The organism is Enterococcus sp. BWR-S5 (assembly GCF_016745255.1).
GTDB lineage: Bacteria > Bacillota > Bacilli > Lactobacillales > Enterococcaceae > Enterococcus_L.
On sequence record NZ_JADOEQ010000003.1, the window covers coordinates 242,447 to 258,475 of the forward strand.

Genomic DNA, 16,029 nt, shown 5'->3' on the forward strand with positions numbered 1-16,029 from the left:
GTCCCTACTTCCGCTTTTTATCCAATTCTTTAATAAATTGTTTGTTTAGAATTTTTAGGTAAGTCCCCTTCATTCCCAGTGAACGCGATTCAATAATGCCTGCTGACTCCAGCTTTCGAAGTGCGTTGACAATTACCGAACGAGTAATGCCAATTTCATCAGCAATACTTGATGCAGTTAGACGACCTTCGTCGCCCTCCAATGCGTTAAATATCGCTTGAACAGCTTTTAACTCACTGTAAGAGAGTGTATTAATCGCCATCTGCACAGCAGTTGCACTGCGTACCTCCGCTTCAATACTACGAGATTTCTGATAAAGAATCTGCATACCAACTACCGTACCACCGTATTCTGCAAGAACCAGATCCTCATCAGCAAATGATTCTTCCATTCTAGCCAGAATGATTGTTCCCAGCCGCTCTCCTGCCCCGTAAATTGGAATGACGGTTGTCAGTCCATTAGGATAATCTTCTCTTAACTCAACAGGAAAGGCTGTTAAATCACTATTGATAGGAATATTAGCTTCTGTTTTTTGCAGTACAGCAACAGCATCCGTGTAGCTTTGCGGGAACTGCTTTTCTTCAAACATGTGCTTCACACGTGCATTGTTGACATCGAGCTTCTCGTTGTAGCCCAGCAGCTCCCCATTGCTGCTAATGATGTAGGCATTACTTATTAAGATATCGCCAAGAATTGTAGCCATTTTACCATAGGGCAAATCAGCTTCCAAATCAAACGTGTTCTTTTGTTGAAGCAGGCGATTGATTTGGCGTGTTCGATCCAATAATGTTTCCATTTTTTGTACTCCTCTTCTTTTATAAGATGTAACGACTTAAATCTTCATTTTTCGCTATGTTGTCCAGTTTTTCATCCACATAGGCTTCAGTAATCGTTATTTCACCCATTTGCATATCCGGTGCTTCAAATAACAACTCCTCTAATAGACGTTCTAAGATGGTATGAAGTCTTCTAGCACCAATATTGTCCGTGTCTCTGTTTACATCAAAAGCGATTGCTGCGATTCGTTCAATTGCTTCTTGGGTAAAGGTGACTTTTACGTTTTCAGTACCAATCAATGCAATATACTGTTTGATTAAGGCATTGTTTGGCTCAGTCAAAATACGGACAAAGTCTTCAGCTGTAAGGTCTTCCAGCTCGACACGTATTGGAAAACGACCTTGCAATTCAGGAATCAAGTCACTTGGCTTAGACAAGTGGAATGCCCCAGAAGCAATGAACAGAATATGGTCTGTTTGAATCACACCATACTTGGTATTAACCTGAGAGCCTTCAACAATTGGTAAAATATCGCGCTGAACTCCTTCACGTGAAACTTCTCCGGAATTCTGCTGATTCTTCGTTGTAATTTTATCAAACTCATCAATAAAGATGATACCGCTCGATTCTGCAAGTTTGATTGCTTCGCTATGAATATCTGCATCATTGACAATTTTGGCAGATTCTTCTCTGACCAGCAGCTCCTGTGCTTCCTTAACAGAAACTGTGCGCTCAACCTTTTTCTTAGGAGATAAAGCCCCTAAAGTCTCGTTTAAATCGATGCCCATTTGCTCCATACCAGCATTCATTGCTGGCATTGTCTTTTTCGGTTCATCAATTTCAATCGTTATCTCGCGTTTATCGAGTAACCCACGCTCCAGCTGATCCAAAACAGTTTTTCGATTAACCTTGATTTCCTCAGTTACTTCTTCCTGAGGCTCATCTGTTTGCTGCTGAGCATTGAACATTCGCATCATTTGATCGAACTGATTTCCTGATTGCTTTTGTTCTTTTTTAATCCCTGGTACTAAAGCCTTTACTAAGCGTGCATTGGCACGTTTCAGAGCCTGCGTGTAAACACTGCTGTATTGCTGTTTCTCTACGATTTTGATGGCATTCTCAACAAGGTCTCTGACCATGGATTCGACATCACGTCCCACATAACCTACCTCTGTAAATTTAGTGGCTTCTACTTTTATGAATGGCGCATTGACAATACTTGCCAGTCGTCGGGCAATTTCTGTTTTACCTACACCGGTTGGTCCAATCATTAATAGATTTTTCGGTGTCACATCCTGTTGCATTTGTTCATCCAGCTGCATACGACGATAGCGATTTCGCAAGGCAACAGCAACAGATTTTTTTGCACTGGTTTGTCCAATGATGTACTCATCTAATTCTTTGACTATTTCTCTTGGTGTTTTATTTAATTCATTCATAGTTATTCCCTCATTTATAATTCTTCTACGATAATATTATGATTGGTAAAGACGCAAATATCAGCTGCGATATTTAATGCATTCTCAGCGATTTCCTTCGCCGGCATTTCCTTATCACCATATTGCTTCATTGCACGGGCAGCCGATAATGCAAAATTACCGCCTGAACCGATCGCCAAAATACCATCATCCGGCGTAATAACCTCTCCTGTTCCTGAAACAAGAAGCATCTCACTCTTATTCATAACGATTAGCATCGCCTCAAGCTTTTGCATAGACTGCTGTGTTCGCCATTCCTGTGCCAGCTCAACGGCAGCTCTTGTTAGATTTCCATTATATTCGTTAAGTTTACCTTCAAATTTTTCTTCTAAAGTGAATGCATCTGCGACACTTCCGGCAAAACCGACCACAACTTCATCGTTGTAGATTCTGCGGACCTTTTTCGCACTGCCTTTCATAACAACTGATTCACCCATTGTTACCTGACCGTCACCGGCCATAGCAAATTTTCCGTCTTTTTCGACAGCACAGATTGTTGTTGAATGAAATTGTGATTCTACCATGTTTGTTCCTCCTAGAAATCCTCATTAGGCACGAGGATGAAATGTTCGATAATTCTTTTGTAAGCTTTCTCTGGTTACGTGGGCATAAATCTGTGTTGTTGATAGATTTGCATGTCCTAATAACTCTTGAACTGTTCGCATATCAGCCCCATTATTCAACAAATGTGTTGCAAATGTGTGCCGAAGCATATGCGGATGAATATCAGTATTTAAGCTGCTTTTCTTAATAAGCTGATTTAACGTATATTCAATACCTCTCGGAGTAATTGGGTCTCCCCGATGATTGACAAAAATATAACGATGTTCTTTTCCGTATTTTTCCATTAAAGGTTTTCGACCATGCTCTAAATAGTTAGCCAATGTGTCAGCTGCAAACGATCCGAAAGGTACATATCGATCCTTGTTCCCTTTTCCTGTAATAAACAAGGTGCTCATAGCAAAATCAACACGTTCAATCGTTAAGTTGGCACACTCGCTTAAACGAATGCCTGTACTGTATAGTATTTCCAGTAATGCTTGATTTCTTAGCTCCAAGGGCTTATCTCCCTGAGCGCTGTCAAAAAGCGCAGTCATCTCTTTTTCATAAAAAAATCGAGGCAATAGCTGCTGTTTCTTTTTTAGATGAACATAGGAAAAAGGATTTTCCTCTATCTGCTCATTTTTCAAAAGATATTGATAAAAAGAACGCAAACTTGCGACTTTCCGTCCAACAGAATTTCGACTATACTCTTTGTCATAAAGCTCACCTAGGTATGTTCGGACATCCAGATGGTCAATAGATAAATAGTCTTCGTTGCCTGTTTCTTTCAAAAATACCATGAAATGCTTTAAATCATTTTCATAAGCAATTTTGGTTTTTTCGGAGTAGCCTCGTTCAACAATCAAGTAATTGAAAAACAACTGCGGCCAATCTTTTTCTGCCATGAAACCCCCTCCAGTAATTACACTGTAACTGTAGCATAACGAATTTCAAAAAACAAACGAATTGTCAGAATTTAATCAATATTTCTAAATTTGTTCACAATTCAACCATTTTCCTTAAAAATACTTAAGTTATCTTATGCTGAATACAGGTTTTTTCTATAAAATCATTTTATGCTTTCCCGGCAATTTTCATCATTGAAATTGATCTGTTTGCTCAAAAAAAGCCAAAGGGTTCCTTAATTCATACCCTTTGGCTTTGCTATTATTTTTGCTTTAATTCAGCAATTACTTCTTTTTGTGATGTTAAAGCACGTTGAGCTATTGCTTCATAACGTTCTTTTTTATCTTTAATTCGCTTCGGCATTTCCGGGAACAGACCAAAGTTGGCATTCATTGGCTGGAAGTGTTTCCCTTCCGCATGTGTAATGTAGTAAGCCATGCTTCCCATTGCAGTTTCTCTCGGTAAGACAACAGGCTCCTCATCCTTGGCAAGTCGTGCAGCGTTAATCCCCGCTAATAATCCGCTGGCGGCACTTTCAACATAGCCTTCCACTCCTGTCATCTGTCCCGCAAAGAAAAGGTCTTCTCTTTGCTTGGATTGATACGTAGGAAGCAACAATTCCGGAGAATTCATAAAGCTGTTACGATGCATCACGCCATAACGAACAAACTCGGCATTTTCAAGACCCGGAATCATTTGGAAGACTCTCTTTTGTTCGCCCCACTTCAAGTGCGTTTGGAAGCCAACAATGTTATAAAGTGAAGCAGCAGCGTTATCTTGTCGTAACTGAATAACTGCATAAGGACGCTTGCCAGTCTTAGGATCTTCCAATCCTACAGGCTTCATTGGCCCAAAGAGCATTGTTTTTATGCCTCGTTTTGCCATCACTTCGATTGGCATGCAGCCTTCAAAGAATTTTTCTTTTTCAAAGGTTTTCAAAGGAACAACTTCTGCATTGACTAATGCTTCGTGAAACTTATTGAACTCTTCCTCAGACATTGGGCAGTTCAGATAAGCTGCTTCTCCTTTGTCATAGCGAGATTTCAAATATACTTTGTCCATATCGATTGTTGAGCGATCAATGATTGGTGCTGCTGCATCATAGAAATAGAACCCGTCAGAGCCATTGAATTCCTTAATCTTTTCAGATAAACTTTCTGAAGTCAACGGTCCAGTTGCAAGAATTGTAATCCCTTCAGGTATTTCTGTAATCTCTTCATTCTTCACAGTAATCAACGGATGGCTTTTGATTTTTTCTGTAATCATTTTTGAAAAATTTTCGCGGTCTACTGCAAGAGCGCCACCCGCAGGAACCGCTGTTTCATCAGCAGAGCCGATAATAATTGAATCCAGTTGACGCATTTCTTCTTTCAGTACACCTACAGCGTTTGTCAATCCATTCCCACGAAGAGAATTTGAGCACACTAATTCAGCAAATTCTTCTGTTTGATGTGCTGGAGTATTTTTCACTGGGCGCATTTCATAGAGAGTCACGGGAACTCCAGCTTGTGCAACTTGCCAAGCTGCTTCGCTTCCGGCAAGACCGGCACCAATTACTGTTACTGTTTTTACCATTTCCATCCTCATTTCATCAAAAAGTATGAAGGTTGGGATGTCAACATCCCAACCTCGTGTCTTATATTGTGTACGAACATTTCAGCTATGCTTGTGCAGCTATCGGTACTCCTATACGTATATCCTGGAGCTCTCAAACTGCACATAATTTTGTAAGCGGCTCTTTATAAACGCAAATCCGCTACTCAACGAAGTGCTATTTCTGCACGTTTTCTTCGTAGTCTCCGTTGATACAGACGACCTGTTTCCCGCCCTTAACCTTTTTCTCAACAAGGTATTCATTACATTTCGGACAGTTTCTGCCAATTGGTTTATCCCATGAAGTAAATTCACAATCAGGGTAACGACTACAGCCGTAGAAAATACGATTCTTCTTAGACTTACGTTCGATAACCTGTCCTTCGTGACAAACCGGACAAGTTACACCGATTTCCTTAACAATTGGTTTGGTATTACGACAGTCAGGAAAGTTGCTGCAAGCATAAAATTTCCCATATTTCCCAAGCTTAATGACCATTGGATGACCACAAATATCGCAATCAAACCCTGCCGGTTCATCCTTAATCTGGATTTTTTCTATTTTCTCTTCAGCAATAGCTAACTCTTTCTCAAATGGCTGATAGAACTGATCGATAACCTCAATCCATTTTTCTTTGCCTTCTTCCACATGGTCAAGGTCGCCTTCCATAGATGCTGTAAAGTGCACATCAACAATTCTCGGGAAGAACTCAACGATTAAACCATTGACGATTTCACCAAGTTCCGTTGGCTCAAAGCGTTTATTCGTTAATTTGACATAATAACGACGTTGAATGGTTTCTAAGGTTGGCGCATAAGTTGATGGGCGACCAACACCATTTTCCTCTAAGGTACGGATTAAGGTTGCTTCACTAAAACGAGCCGGAGGTTGTGTAAAGTGTTGTTTTGGTTCAATATCTACAGCTAGAACAGTGTCTCCTTCAGCCATATCTGGAAGAATATTTTCCTTGTCTTCTTTCCCGTCATCGCGACCTTCTACATAGACCTGCATAAAACCTTTGAATTTTATTTTCGATCCATTGGCGATGAAGATTACACCATTCTGTTTCAACGTAACCTTCATTGTATCTAAAACAGCAGGCGTCATAAGACTGGCAACCATTCTTGACCAAATCAACGTATACAGCTTCAATTGGTCCTTATCAAGATACTGCTTAAGCTCATCAGGAGTCCGCAGCACGCTGGATGGACGAATCGCTTCATGGGCATCCTGTGCTCCTTGAGCGTTTTTCGCTTTTCTACCACCATGTGCAGAGTATTCTTTTCCGTAAGTTTCTTCGATAAATTGTGCAGCTTCAGCCTTAGCCGAATCAGCAAGTCTTGTGGAATCGGTACGCATATAAGTAATCAGACCAACAGTTCCTTGTTTTCCTAATGCGATTCCTTCATAAAGCTGCTGTGCAACCATCATGGTTTTTCTGGTACGGAAATTCAGCTTTCTTGCTGCTTCCTGTTGCAGACTACTAGTTGTGAAGGGTAATGCAGGATTGCGTTTGCGTTCCTTTTTTTCCACTTTGGCAACTTCATATTCTTTCCCATCAATCCGATCAGTTACTTCTTTCACTGCAGCAGGGTTTGGCAGTTTTTTCTTTTTGCCATCAAGTCCCCAGAAATTAGCTTTGAATTTCTTTTTCCCTTTTTGGAAATTTCCGTCAATGCTCCAGTATTCTTCCGGAACAAATTTTCTGATTTCCTGTTCACGATCGATAATGATTTTTAGTGCAACTGATTGTACACGTCCGGCACTCAGTCCTTTTTTCACTTTTCTCCATAAAATTGGACTAATTGAGTACCCTACAATTCTATCCAGAACACGTCGGGCTTGCTGTGCATCCACCAAATCAAGATTGATAGCACGCGGCTCTTTAAACGCAGCTTTTACTGCCTCTTTGGTAATTTCATTGAAAACCACTCGATTTTTATCATTGATATCTAAACCCAGTAAGTGAGAAAGATGCCAAGCAATTGCTTCCCCTTCTCTATCCGGATCGGCTGCGAGATAAACTTTGTCTGCTTTTTTCGCTGCAGCCTTCAATCCTTTGATGATATCGCCTTTTCCTCGTATAGAAATATAATGGGGTTCATAATTATTTTCAAAATCAATTCCCATTTTACTTTTTGGTAAATCACGGATATGACCAACACTCGCAACTACTTTATAGTTTCTACCTAAATATTTTTCAATGGTTTTAGCTTTTGCAGGTGATTCCACAATAACTAGATATTTATACGCCATTCAATGTGCGTCTCCTTTCAAATTTCCTGTTCCTTCTATATATACAGTATAAACTCACAAATCGTAGTTCATCATATCTATTCATTTTGTGTTTGTCAAGGATTGATATAGATAACTAATAAAAAAATTTAATTTGGTTCAAAATATCTTGGGGAGAAAAGGCACAAACAGCTCCTTGCGAAATCAGAATATGACCACCTTCAGAATGAGGAAGAAAAATATTCCCCGGCACAGCAAAAACATCTCTGCCATACTCCATTGCTGCTTGTGCTGTAATCAACGAACCACTCTTCTTTCCGGCTTCAATCAGACATGTACCACTGCTTAAGCCTGCAATAATGCGATTCCTCATTGGAAAATGATGTCTTTTTGGTGCCGTTCCATTAGGATACTCGCTAAGCAATAGATGCTCTTCAGCAATTTTCTTATGTAAAAAGGTTGCTTCTGTTGGATAGCAGCGGTCAACACCTGTTCCGATGACTGCTATTGTTTTCCCCTTATTTTTGATGGCTTCCTCATGACAACAGCTATCTATTCCTTTTGCTAAACCACTGACAATGACAACCTCTTCTGCTGCTAAAGGCGGGATAAATTCACGAACCACCTGATAACCATAGGGGGAAGCATTTCTTGCACCAACAAATGAAACAGATTTTTTTGCTAAAAGCCCGATATCTCCTCGATAAAAGAGAACTGCTGGACAATTATAGATTTCCTTCAAATATATAGGAAATTCTTCATCGAGAATCGTCAGAAACTGGTGCTGTTCTTGAAAAAGAGCCAGTTGTTCCTTTGATTGCTGCCACTGCTCCCACGAATGAATAAAACGTGCTTCATAAGTGCTGATTCCAGCAATCCTAATCAGCTCTTCTTTGGTGAAATCTAAATAATCCTTCTCTAAAATAAATTGCAAAATCTTCAATATCCCAATGTTGCCAATCCCTTGGCAGTTTACTAAGCAAAACAACAGATTTCTAATTTCCTGTTCCATAAAAAAACCTTCCTCTCAAATACTCTCTTAATAGTAGTATTTGCAAAAGAAGGTAGATTTCATTTTATTATTAGCAAAAATTTTTTATAGGGGCAAACGTTTTTCTATGAATCGGACAAATCCCGTTCTGTTGTATCCCTTCCAGATGCTCTTTTGTGCCGTAACCGGCATTTCGCTCAAAACCATAGCCTGGAAATAACTTTGCATAATCCTCCATCAATCGGTCTCTGCACACCTTTGCTACGATGCTGGCAGCAGCGATTGAGACAGAACGAGCATCACCTTTAATCAATTTTTTCTGAGGAACCTTCAGCTCAAGCTCCATCGCATCAATTAGCAGATAGTCCGGTACAAATTCCAAGTCTTCAACAGCAATAGTCATCGCTTTTTTACTTGCTTGATAAATATTTATCTTATCAATCTCCTGATGGTCAACAACACCGACACCGATAGCTATCGCATGTGTTTGAATTTGTTCATATAGTTCCTCTCTTTTTTTCAAGGAAAGCTGTTTTGAGTCATTGACACCTAGAAGCTCACAATTCTCCGGTAAAATCACTGCTGCTGCAACAACTGGGCCAGCTAACGGACCACGACCAACCTCGTCAATTCCAGCAATCAGTCGATAGCCTTCTGCCTTTGCTTCATTTTCAAAAATAGAAAGTTTTTGCAGCAGCGCCTTTTCCTTCTCAAGCTTCAACATTTTACGTTCCCATTGATTCAAAGCCTGTTGAACACCTGAACGCTCATCCGCTGCCCAAGTAGACAACCGAGCATCATCATGTGAATGAATATCCTTTAGCGCTTCCTTAATTTCTTTGATAGACTCATGCTTCATCCTCAATTGCTCCTAACTCTTCCCAACGATCCAATGTATATGTGCCTAACTTTCCGCTTCGAATCTCTTGAACAATCATTTCACTCGCTCGATCATAATCATCTTTGAACCCGCGCTTTTTACTGATGAGCATCAATAATTCAGCGGCAGGGAGAAAAATTTCTTCTTCCGAAAGCTGATAGCGTTCCATTAAGCGCTCTGAGTAAAAACGAGCAAAAAATTCCAAACCGTAAATGGCTAAATCATCAAAATGCAGCAGCTGATCCTTAATTGCACCAGTTAAGGCCAGTTTTTTTCCGATTTCCGGATCCTCAAACTTAGGCCACAAAATACCAGGAGTATCTAAAAGCTCAAGCTCTTTGCCTGATTTAAGCCACTGTTGCCCTTTTGTTACCCCTGGTTTATTCCCAGTCTGCGCAATTTTTTTCCCAACAAGACGATTCATTAGCGTTGATTTCCCAACATTCGGGATACCGATGCACATTGCTCGAATCGCTCTGGGTTTAATTCCTCTTCGTTTATCTCGTTCAATTTTTTCCTTCAATGCTTTTTTAGCTTCTGTGATAATCTTATTTGTTCCCAAGCTTTGTTGTGAATTAATGATTAGGGTGTGAAATCCTTTGCTTTGGAAGTATTCCTGCCATTTTTTACTTTGCTCAGAGTCAGCTAAATCGCCCTTATTCAACAGAACCAAGCGAGGTTTTTGCTGAACAATTTGATCCATCATAGGATTTCTTGATGATAACGGAAGTCTGGCATCAACTAATTCAAAAACAATATCTACAAACTTTATCTTTTCCGATACTTCTCTTCGTGCTTTGGCCATATGACCGGGGAACCATTGTATTGTCATTTCATTCACCTATCTAATTAATAATTTTTATATGTTTTAATGGATAATATACAATTCTTGCTTTACCGATGATATATTTACTTTCGACCGCACCAAACGAACGACTGTCCTTAGACATGCGTCGATTATCTCCCAAGACAAAGTAGCTATCCTTATCTAATTTGTCCTGATTGATTAAATCGGAAAGATCAAAATTTGTTGTATAGGGTTTATTGTCATACTGCTTCAACTTGTTATTTTTTAGGAAGGGTTCAGCAACCTTCTCCCCATTAATGTATAGCTGGTCATCTTCAAAGCGAACCGAATCTCCGGGAAGTCCAATGACCCTCTTCACGTAGATTTCGCCATCTGGTAATTGGAAAACAACAACATCAAAGCGTTTAATTGATGTATATTTTTCCATCAGTACCATGTCTCCTTGGCTAAGGTTTTTTTCCATTGAGCTGCCATCTATTGGTACCGGGATTAAAATGAATCCCCTTATAATAAATAATAGAACGAGAGAGGGAATCAGTAATTTTATAAAAGACATAAAATATCCGATATATTTCCTCTTTTTTTCCATTTTTTTCCCTACTTCCATCAATAATATAACGAAATTTTTTCAACATTCACTAACAATGGAGCTGTTATCTTACTTGGACAATAAGTCAATTGCTTTGTTATAAGCAGGATCGGTTTCTTGAATTTTTATTCTTAAAAGACCTTCGATTTTTGCTGCTGTCTGATCATCCACCTGTCCGGTAATTGGTAATCCCTGATCACTTTGAAGCGCCTCGATTGCCAGCTGTGTTTTACTATCAAAAATAGAGGTTTCATCTACATTAAAATCTAGAGCTTTCAGCATTTTATTCAAGTTTGTAATTACTTCTGAATCTTCTCCATTCTGCAATACATGGCTTCTTGAAATGGGTGACAGGTAGGCATATTCCGGATAATCCGCTTGAATAGTCGGTGCAAGACCTTCTTCATGAATCCAATTTCCGTCAGGTGTCAGCCATTTCAGAATAGATAGCTTCATACTAGTTTTTTCACCAATGTTTTTGACTGTCTGAACGGTGCCTTTTCCGTAAGTCTGTGTTCCTACAATGTCTATGTTTGCTGATTCCTTCAATGCCGCCGCAAATATCTCTGAGGCACTGGCACTACCACCATCTACAAGGACCACTACTGGTTCTGTTACTTTAAATCCACCATCTAACTTAGACGAAGCTGTGTGTTCCAGCATATTTTTATCTTTATCTTCAAACTGAACAATCACATCGCCATCCTTCAAGAACATACTGGCCATTTTTTCTACCTGATCCAGCAACCCACCCGGATTTTGTCTAAGGTCAATCACGAAAGACTCTGCCCCTTCTTCTCGTAACTCCTTGACTGCTGTTTTTAGCTCGTCAAAGGTTTTACCGCCAAAAGAAGAAATTCGAATATTTCCAATTTTAGGATTTGTATCAAGAGAAGCACTGACGGTTGTCAAAGGAATAGTATCTCTGGTTAAGACAACATCAAAGGTCTCCCCTTCTCTATCAATTTTCAACTGTACCTTGCTGCCCTTCTTACCTCGTATTCTCTTCACGGATTCAGTTAGTGTCTCCTCTTCAACTGGCTGGTCATCAATTTTCAAAATGGTATCATTTACTTTCAGACCACCCTTTTCAGCCGGTGAACCTTCTATTGGTGCTTCCATGACCTTCAGTTGTTTGTCTTTCTTTCCCAAAGTGGCGCCAATTCCCTCAAAGCTGCCGGATACTTCATCGTTTAGCTCAGAAGATTCTTCTTCCTTCAGATAGGCTGAGTGAGGATCATCCAATGAATCCATCATTCCTTTGAGTGCCCCTTCCACCAGTTCTGAACGATCAACTTTACCGACATAGCTTGTCAAAATATCGTCATACAGTTCATGGACTTCTTTTAGCTCCGACACTTCATGCGTCTGACTGGAAATGTAAGAATTGTATTTATAATTAAAGTATGTATAACTGCCTCCGCCAACAATCACTGCTGTACAAATGATTGAAATGATATATTGATAATATGGAACCCGATGCTGCTTTTTCATGTATTTTATCCTCTCTCTACCTGTTTGTGAAAACTGGTGTCAATCACTATAGTTTACCATGAAAAACGAGATGAAAAAAGAGGTCTGAGAAAAGTATTAACTAATGAAAACATCTCATTACATCTGATTTCTAAAAACTGCTTTCAGCGGGAGCAATCAAAAAAAAAGAGACTTCTTGCTCAGAGTTACCTTTCAAAAAACCAGTGCCTATGCACTAATTTCCAGCTAACTTCTGATTCAGAAAATCTCTTCTTCATTATTATCGATTGTTTTCCAAGTATTTCTCCCACAAATCGTCAAAAACAGCCATTGTCGGCAGGTAATTAACCTCCATTTCCAAATAGCTGGATAACTCATGATAATCTTCCGACTGCTTAGGAAAACGAATATCCTTTGCTGCTTCATTTGCAAATTGCGTCTCTACATCTGCAGTGGGACCTTTCAATGTAACCAAGTAGTGATAAAAGCTTCTTCTCATTTATAATGTACGCTCCCAATTTTCTTTTAGAAATTCTTCTCGAATCTGATGAGCATCTTCATAGCGCTCCGGGTCCTTCTTATAGAAATCCTGATGATACTCTTCGGCAGGATAAAAATCTGCTGCCGGCTCAATTTGAGTCACAATCGGCTCTTTAAATCGACCACTGTCTTCCAACGCTTTCTTACTTGCTGCAGCTACCATTCTCTGCTGTTCATTTTGATAGAAGATAACCGGTCGGTAATTGTCTCCTCGATCTTCAAACTGACCTAAAGCATCTGTTGGGTCCGTTTGCTGCCAATAAATTTCTACTAGCTGCTCATAAGAGATAATTGTGGGATCAAATTCTATCGCTACTGCTTCAGTATGACCTGTAGAGTGACTCTTAACCTGTTCATAGGTTGGGTTTGGCACATGTCCGCCAGTATAACCGGAGGTTACGGAGTATATTCCCGGCTGCTGATCAAAAGGCTGTATCATACACCAAAAGCAGCCTCCGGCAAAGATTGCTGTTTCCTTCATTTTTTATCCCCTCTCTAGTTTTCTGACGAACTTGTTTCAGTCGTTTCAGAACTATTACTTGTCGCTTCTTCCGGTAGATAAATACTTACTCTGATATCATCGTCAATCAGATTAATCTTATCTGCACGAATAAACAAACCATTTTGCATCTGGAATTTATCCAAGCGGAGTAAAATATATTTTTCTTCCGGCATTACCTCTACCCATTCAGGCAGCTTATAATCTCTTTGAACAGACGCTAAAATGTCTCTGATAGGCAAGCCCAATGTTCCGATTGAAAGACTCTTTGCCTTTAACTGAACATTGCCGTCGTCCATCACATAGGGATCGAAGTACAGGTTGAACTGAATCGGATGTCCCAATATTTTGAAGCTTCCTGTCAACATCGCTTCGTTTTCCAAATAAAAATCATAGGTAACCTCAGACCCTTTTTGGAAATCCTCTAAGTAGAAATCAATCAGTTCATTGATTTGCTGTTTATTGGATTGAATTGTCAATACAGGATTTCCACTTCTTTGGACAGCCTTTGAAGAATCAAAATCTGGTTCCCTTACCTGAGTGACTCTAATACCGATAAATAGAACAATGCCTGCTAATACACCAATTATTGCTAAAAAAGCAATTTTCCATGGATTTATTTTTTTTCCTGTACTGTCATTCTTTAGCTGTTTGTTTCTTTTTCTCTTTTTTTCAGGCTGCTGTTTTTCTGTTTCTTCTGCCATTCTACTCATTCGCTCCTTTTTTCAACCAGTCATCCTTTGTTTCAATCATTTTTTGTCGAACAGCATTTGCCATAAGCTGATACCCAAGATTATTAGGATGAAAATGATCTTCTTCATAAATAGCATTGTTTGTTACCGCATCTTCCGAACCTGTATCATCTTCTTCAGAGCCGGTGATACCAACATCACCATCTACCCCTTTATAAAGAAGGTCATTAATAGGTATGAAGTACATCTTCTCCTGCTCATCAACGACAGCCTCTGTTCCTGCATTCCAATTAGTAACAATCTGTTGCATCTCGGTGATTTCCGGGAAATATAAATAGAAGGGATTGTAGATGCCAAGAACATAGACAGGTGCTTCTTCATTATACTTGCGAATTTCATCCAGCAACGAAGTCATCTGCTTTTGATAGCTTGCCAATGGCTTGTCAAATGAATCAATAGTCAGTTTGAACACATCACCTTTGATGACTTTCATCAAATCATTTCCGCCAACAGTTAAGGTAATCATATCTGCTTCACCAAGTTGTTTTTGGATGTCTTCACTTTTCTTGATACGCTTCAAAATCTGATCACTTCGGTCACCGTTCTTTCCAAAGTTCTCAATTTCCACAGCATTTAGCTGAAACTTTTCTTGAATATCTTTTGCGACTATAGGAATAAAGCCGCCTGAATTAGTTAAATCTCCTACGCCCTCAGTCAGAGAATCGCCAATAGCCACATATTTAACTAATTCTTTGTTATTTTTGTTCGTGTCTTTTACATTTTGAGTATTAAAATAAGGTTGTGCCTTAGGAATCAGAAGCAGCAGCAATAATAGTGTCAATAGTGCTGTTGCGAAAGGAAGTAAAAGCATTACCCATTTCTTGTGAATCAACTGTCTCATTTTATCCCTCTTTCTTTGAAAGGCTCCAGGACTATAAACCAAAAATTACCTGAGATGATTATACACCGGAATCAATCTGCCGCTCCTTTTTGTAACTCAAAGGGTGGGACATTAACCATTTCGATTAAGTCCCACCCCATTCATGCTGCTTAATTTGTATAGTACATAATTGCAAATGCACCTTTTCCGGTATGTGTAGCAATAACAGGATTCGTATGCAACACAGGAATATCCATATCAGGAAACAGTTTTTGCAATCCGTCCTTAAAGTAGTTTGCCAGCTCCAGACCCTCCGCATGAGAAATACCGATTTGTCTAATATTGGAAATTTTTTCCAATTCTGATTTTAGTTCATCAAACCACTTGTTAAATGTTTTAGCTCCACGTCCTTTGACAACTGGAATCAATTCTGTATGGTCAAAGTCCATAACAACTTTCATATTAAATATATTGGAAAGCAAGCCTGTCGCTCGACTGATTCTTCCGCCTTTAACCAAGTTATCTAGTGTCGAAATACCAATATAAAGTTTTGTGTTTTCTTTAATTTTTTGAATTTCTGCTAAGATTTCTTCCGCACTCGCGCCTTCTTTAGCCATCTTCGCCGCAGCAATTACTTGGAAAGAAAGTCCTTGATCCGTGAAGTCACTATCAATAACAGTTACTTTACTCGTACTTAAATTTCCTGCTTGTCTAGCAGCCTCAACAGTACCGCTGAGCGCTTTAGTCATGTGGATAGAAATAATCTCACTACCGTCTTTTCCAAGCTCATCATAAAGCTCAACGAACTCTCCAATTGGTGGTTGGCTGGTTTTAGGCAGTGCTTTGGCAGTATCCATCATCGCCATGAAGCGTTCACCATCCAAATGATCGTCATCCGGATAAACAACACCATCAATCATTACGGATAAGGGTATCATATGAATAGTCAAATCATCCCGTACTTCTTTTCTCATTGTACAAGAAGAATCTGTTACAATCTTTACATTTGTCATAAATTAACCACTCTTTCTTTAAAAACAACCTCTATTCATGATAGAATGAATATACATGGTTTAGGTTATGGATATAGTATAACAGACCGAAAAAAATTTTTCATCAAATTAAAATAGAAGGAAGTTGATTT

The 16,029-nt window shown here is 39.4% G+C and carries 16 protein-coding genes; all 16 read right to left on the reverse strand.

Annotation, left to right across the window (positions count from 1 at the left end):
* Positions 1 to 4: 4 nt before the first annotated feature.
* Positions 5 to 796, reverse strand: a complete 792-nt coding sequence (codY, locus tag IW510_RS05945) for a GTP-sensing pleiotropic transcriptional regulator CodY (RefSeq protein ID WP_202057794.1) — start codon at positions 794 to 796, stop codon at positions 5 to 7.
* 19 nt (positions 797 to 815) lie between these two features.
* Entirely contained in the window at positions 816 to 2,216 is a 1,401-nt protein-coding gene (hslU, locus tag IW510_RS05950) for an ATP-dependent protease ATPase subunit HslU (protein WP_202057796.1), read from the reverse strand.
* 14 nt (positions 2,217 to 2,230) lie between these two features.
* Positions 2,231 to 2,779, reverse strand: coding sequence for an ATP-dependent protease subunit HslV (gene hslV, locus IW510_RS05955; protein ID WP_202057798.1), 549 nt, complete (start codon positions 2,777 to 2,779; stop codon positions 2,231 to 2,233).
* A gap of 24 nt (positions 2,780 to 2,803) precedes the next feature.
* Positions 2,804 to 3,703 carry a tyrosine recombinase XerC gene (xerC, locus tag IW510_RS05960; RefSeq protein WP_202057800.1) on the reverse strand — a complete coding sequence of 300 codons (900 nt, stop codon included), beginning with the start codon at positions 3,701 to 3,703 and terminating at the stop codon, positions 2,804 to 2,806.
* Positions 3,704 to 3,965: 262 nt separating this feature from the next.
* Entirely contained in the window at positions 3,966 to 5,279 is a 1,314-nt protein-coding gene (trmFO, locus tag IW510_RS05965; RefSeq protein WP_202057802.1) for an FADH(2)-oxidizing methylenetetrahydrofolate--tRNA-(uracil(54)-C(5))-methyltransferase TrmFO, read from the reverse strand.
* A 196-nt stretch (positions 5,280 to 5,475) separates the two neighbouring features.
* Positions 5,476 to 7,554, reverse strand: coding sequence for a type I DNA topoisomerase (gene topA, locus IW510_RS05970; RefSeq protein ID WP_202057803.1), 2,079 nt, complete (start codon positions 7,552 to 7,554; stop codon positions 5,476 to 5,478).
* A gap of 115 nt (positions 7,555 to 7,669) precedes the next feature.
* Entirely contained in the window at positions 7,670 to 8,545 is an 876-nt protein-coding gene (gene dprA / locus IW510_RS05975; protein ID WP_202057807.1) for a DNA-processing protein DprA, read from the reverse strand.
* A gap of 70 nt (positions 8,546 to 8,615) precedes the next feature.
* Complete coding sequence (locus IW510_RS05980) at positions 8,616 to 9,383, reverse strand: ribonuclease HII (protein ID WP_202057808.1); 768 nt, start codon at positions 9,381 to 9,383, stop codon at positions 8,616 to 8,618.
* Positions 9,373 to 10,236 carry a ribosome biogenesis GTPase YlqF gene (gene ylqF / locus IW510_RS05985; protein ID WP_202057809.1) on the reverse strand — a complete coding sequence of 288 codons (864 nt, stop codon included), beginning with the start codon at positions 10,234 to 10,236 and terminating at the stop codon, positions 9,373 to 9,375. The genes IW510_RS05980 and ylqF overlap by 11 nt, the downstream gene beginning before the upstream one ends.
* A 13-nt stretch (positions 10,237 to 10,249) precedes the next feature.
* Positions 10,250 to 10,801 (reverse strand): signal peptidase I, encoded by a 552-nt coding sequence (lepB, locus tag IW510_RS05990; protein ID WP_202057811.1) that lies wholly within the window; start codon positions 10,799 to 10,801, stop codon positions 10,250 to 10,252.
* A 69-nt stretch (positions 10,802 to 10,870) separates the two neighbouring features.
* Positions 10,871 to 12,295 carry a S41 family peptidase gene (locus tag IW510_RS05995; RefSeq protein WP_202057813.1) on the reverse strand — a complete coding sequence of 475 codons (1,425 nt, stop codon included), beginning with the start codon at positions 12,293 to 12,295 and terminating at the stop codon, positions 10,871 to 10,873.
* A 259-nt stretch (positions 12,296 to 12,554) separates the two neighbouring features.
* The gene (locus tag IW510_RS06000) at positions 12,555 to 12,773 is read right to left on the reverse strand and encodes a YozE family protein (RefSeq protein ID WP_202057814.1); all 219 of its coding nucleotides are present in this window, start codon (positions 12,771 to 12,773) and stop codon (positions 12,555 to 12,557) included.
* A complete protein-coding gene (gene msrA / locus IW510_RS06005; protein WP_202057816.1) occupies positions 12,774 to 13,295 on the reverse strand; it encodes a peptide-methionine (S)-S-oxide reductase MsrA in 522 nt (173 codons plus the stop codon).
* Positions 13,296 to 13,309: 14 nt separating this feature from the next.
* Complete coding sequence (locus tag IW510_RS06010) at positions 13,310 to 14,017, reverse strand: YpmS family protein (RefSeq protein ID WP_202057818.1); 708 nt, start codon at positions 14,015 to 14,017, stop codon at positions 13,310 to 13,312.
* 1 nt (position 14,018) lies between these two features.
* A complete protein-coding gene (locus IW510_RS06015; RefSeq protein ID WP_202057819.1) occupies positions 14,019 to 14,906 on the reverse strand; it encodes an SGNH/GDSL hydrolase family protein in 888 nt (295 codons plus the stop codon).
* A 149-nt stretch (positions 14,907 to 15,055) separates the two neighbouring features.
* The gene (locus IW510_RS06020) at positions 15,056 to 15,898 is read right to left on the reverse strand and encodes a DegV family protein (RefSeq protein WP_202057821.1); all 843 of its coding nucleotides are present in this window, start codon (positions 15,896 to 15,898) and stop codon (positions 15,056 to 15,058) included.
* Positions 15,899 to 16,029 lie beyond the last annotated feature (131 nt).

Coding starts and splice junctions, on each gene's coding strand:
- codY (WP_202057794.1), bottom strand. CDS start 796: ATGGAAACATTATTGGATCGAACACGCCAAATCAATCGCCTGCTTCAA.
- hslU (WP_202057796.1), bottom strand. CDS start 2,216: ATGAATGAATTAAATAAAACACCAAGAGAAATAGTCAAAGAATTAGAT.
- hslV (WP_202057798.1), bottom strand. CDS start 2,779: ATGGTAGAATCACAATTTCATTCAACAACAATCTGTGCTGTCGAAAAA.
- xerC (WP_202057800.1), bottom strand. CDS start 3,703: ATGGCAGAAAAAGATTGGCCGCAGTTGTTTTTCAATTACTTGATTGTT.
- trmFO (WP_202057802.1), bottom strand. CDS start 5,279: ATGGTAAAAACAGTAACAGTAATTGGTGCCGGTCTTGCCGGAAGCGAA.
- topA (WP_202057803.1), bottom strand. CDS start 7,554: ATGGCGTATAAATATCTAGTTATTGTGGAATCACCTGCAAAAGCTAAA.
- dprA (WP_202057807.1), bottom strand. CDS start 8,545: ATGGAACAGGAAATTAGAAATCTGTTGTTTTGCTTAGTAAACTGCCAA.
- IW510_RS05980 (WP_202057808.1), bottom strand. CDS start 9,383: ATGAAGCATGAGTCTATCAAAGAAATTAAGGAAGCGCTAAAGGATATT.
- ylqF (WP_202057809.1), bottom strand. CDS start 10,236: ATGACAATACAATGGTTCCCCGGTCATATGGCCAAAGCACGAAGAGAA.
- lepB (WP_202057811.1), bottom strand. CDS start 10,801: ATGGAAAAAAAGAGGAAATATATCGGATATTTTATGTCTTTTATAAAA.
- IW510_RS05995 (WP_202057813.1), bottom strand. CDS start 12,295: ATGAAAAAGCAGCATCGGGTTCCATATTATCAATATATCATTTCAATC.
- IW510_RS06000 (WP_202057814.1), bottom strand. CDS start 12,773: ATGAGAAGAAGCTTTTATCACTACTTGGTTACATTGAAAGGTCCCACT.
- msrA (WP_202057816.1), bottom strand. CDS start 13,295: ATGAAGGAAACAGCAATCTTTGCCGGAGGCTGCTTTTGGTGTATGATA.
- IW510_RS06010 (WP_202057818.1), bottom strand. CDS start 14,017: ATGGCAGAAGAAACAGAAAAACAGCAGCCTGAAAAAAAGAGAAAAAGA.
- IW510_RS06015 (WP_202057819.1), bottom strand. CDS start 14,906: ATGAGACAGTTGATTCACAAGAAATGGGTAATGCTTTTACTTCCTTTC.
- IW510_RS06020 (WP_202057821.1), bottom strand. CDS start 15,898: ATGACAAATGTAAAGATTGTAACAGATTCTTCTTGTACAATGAGAAAA.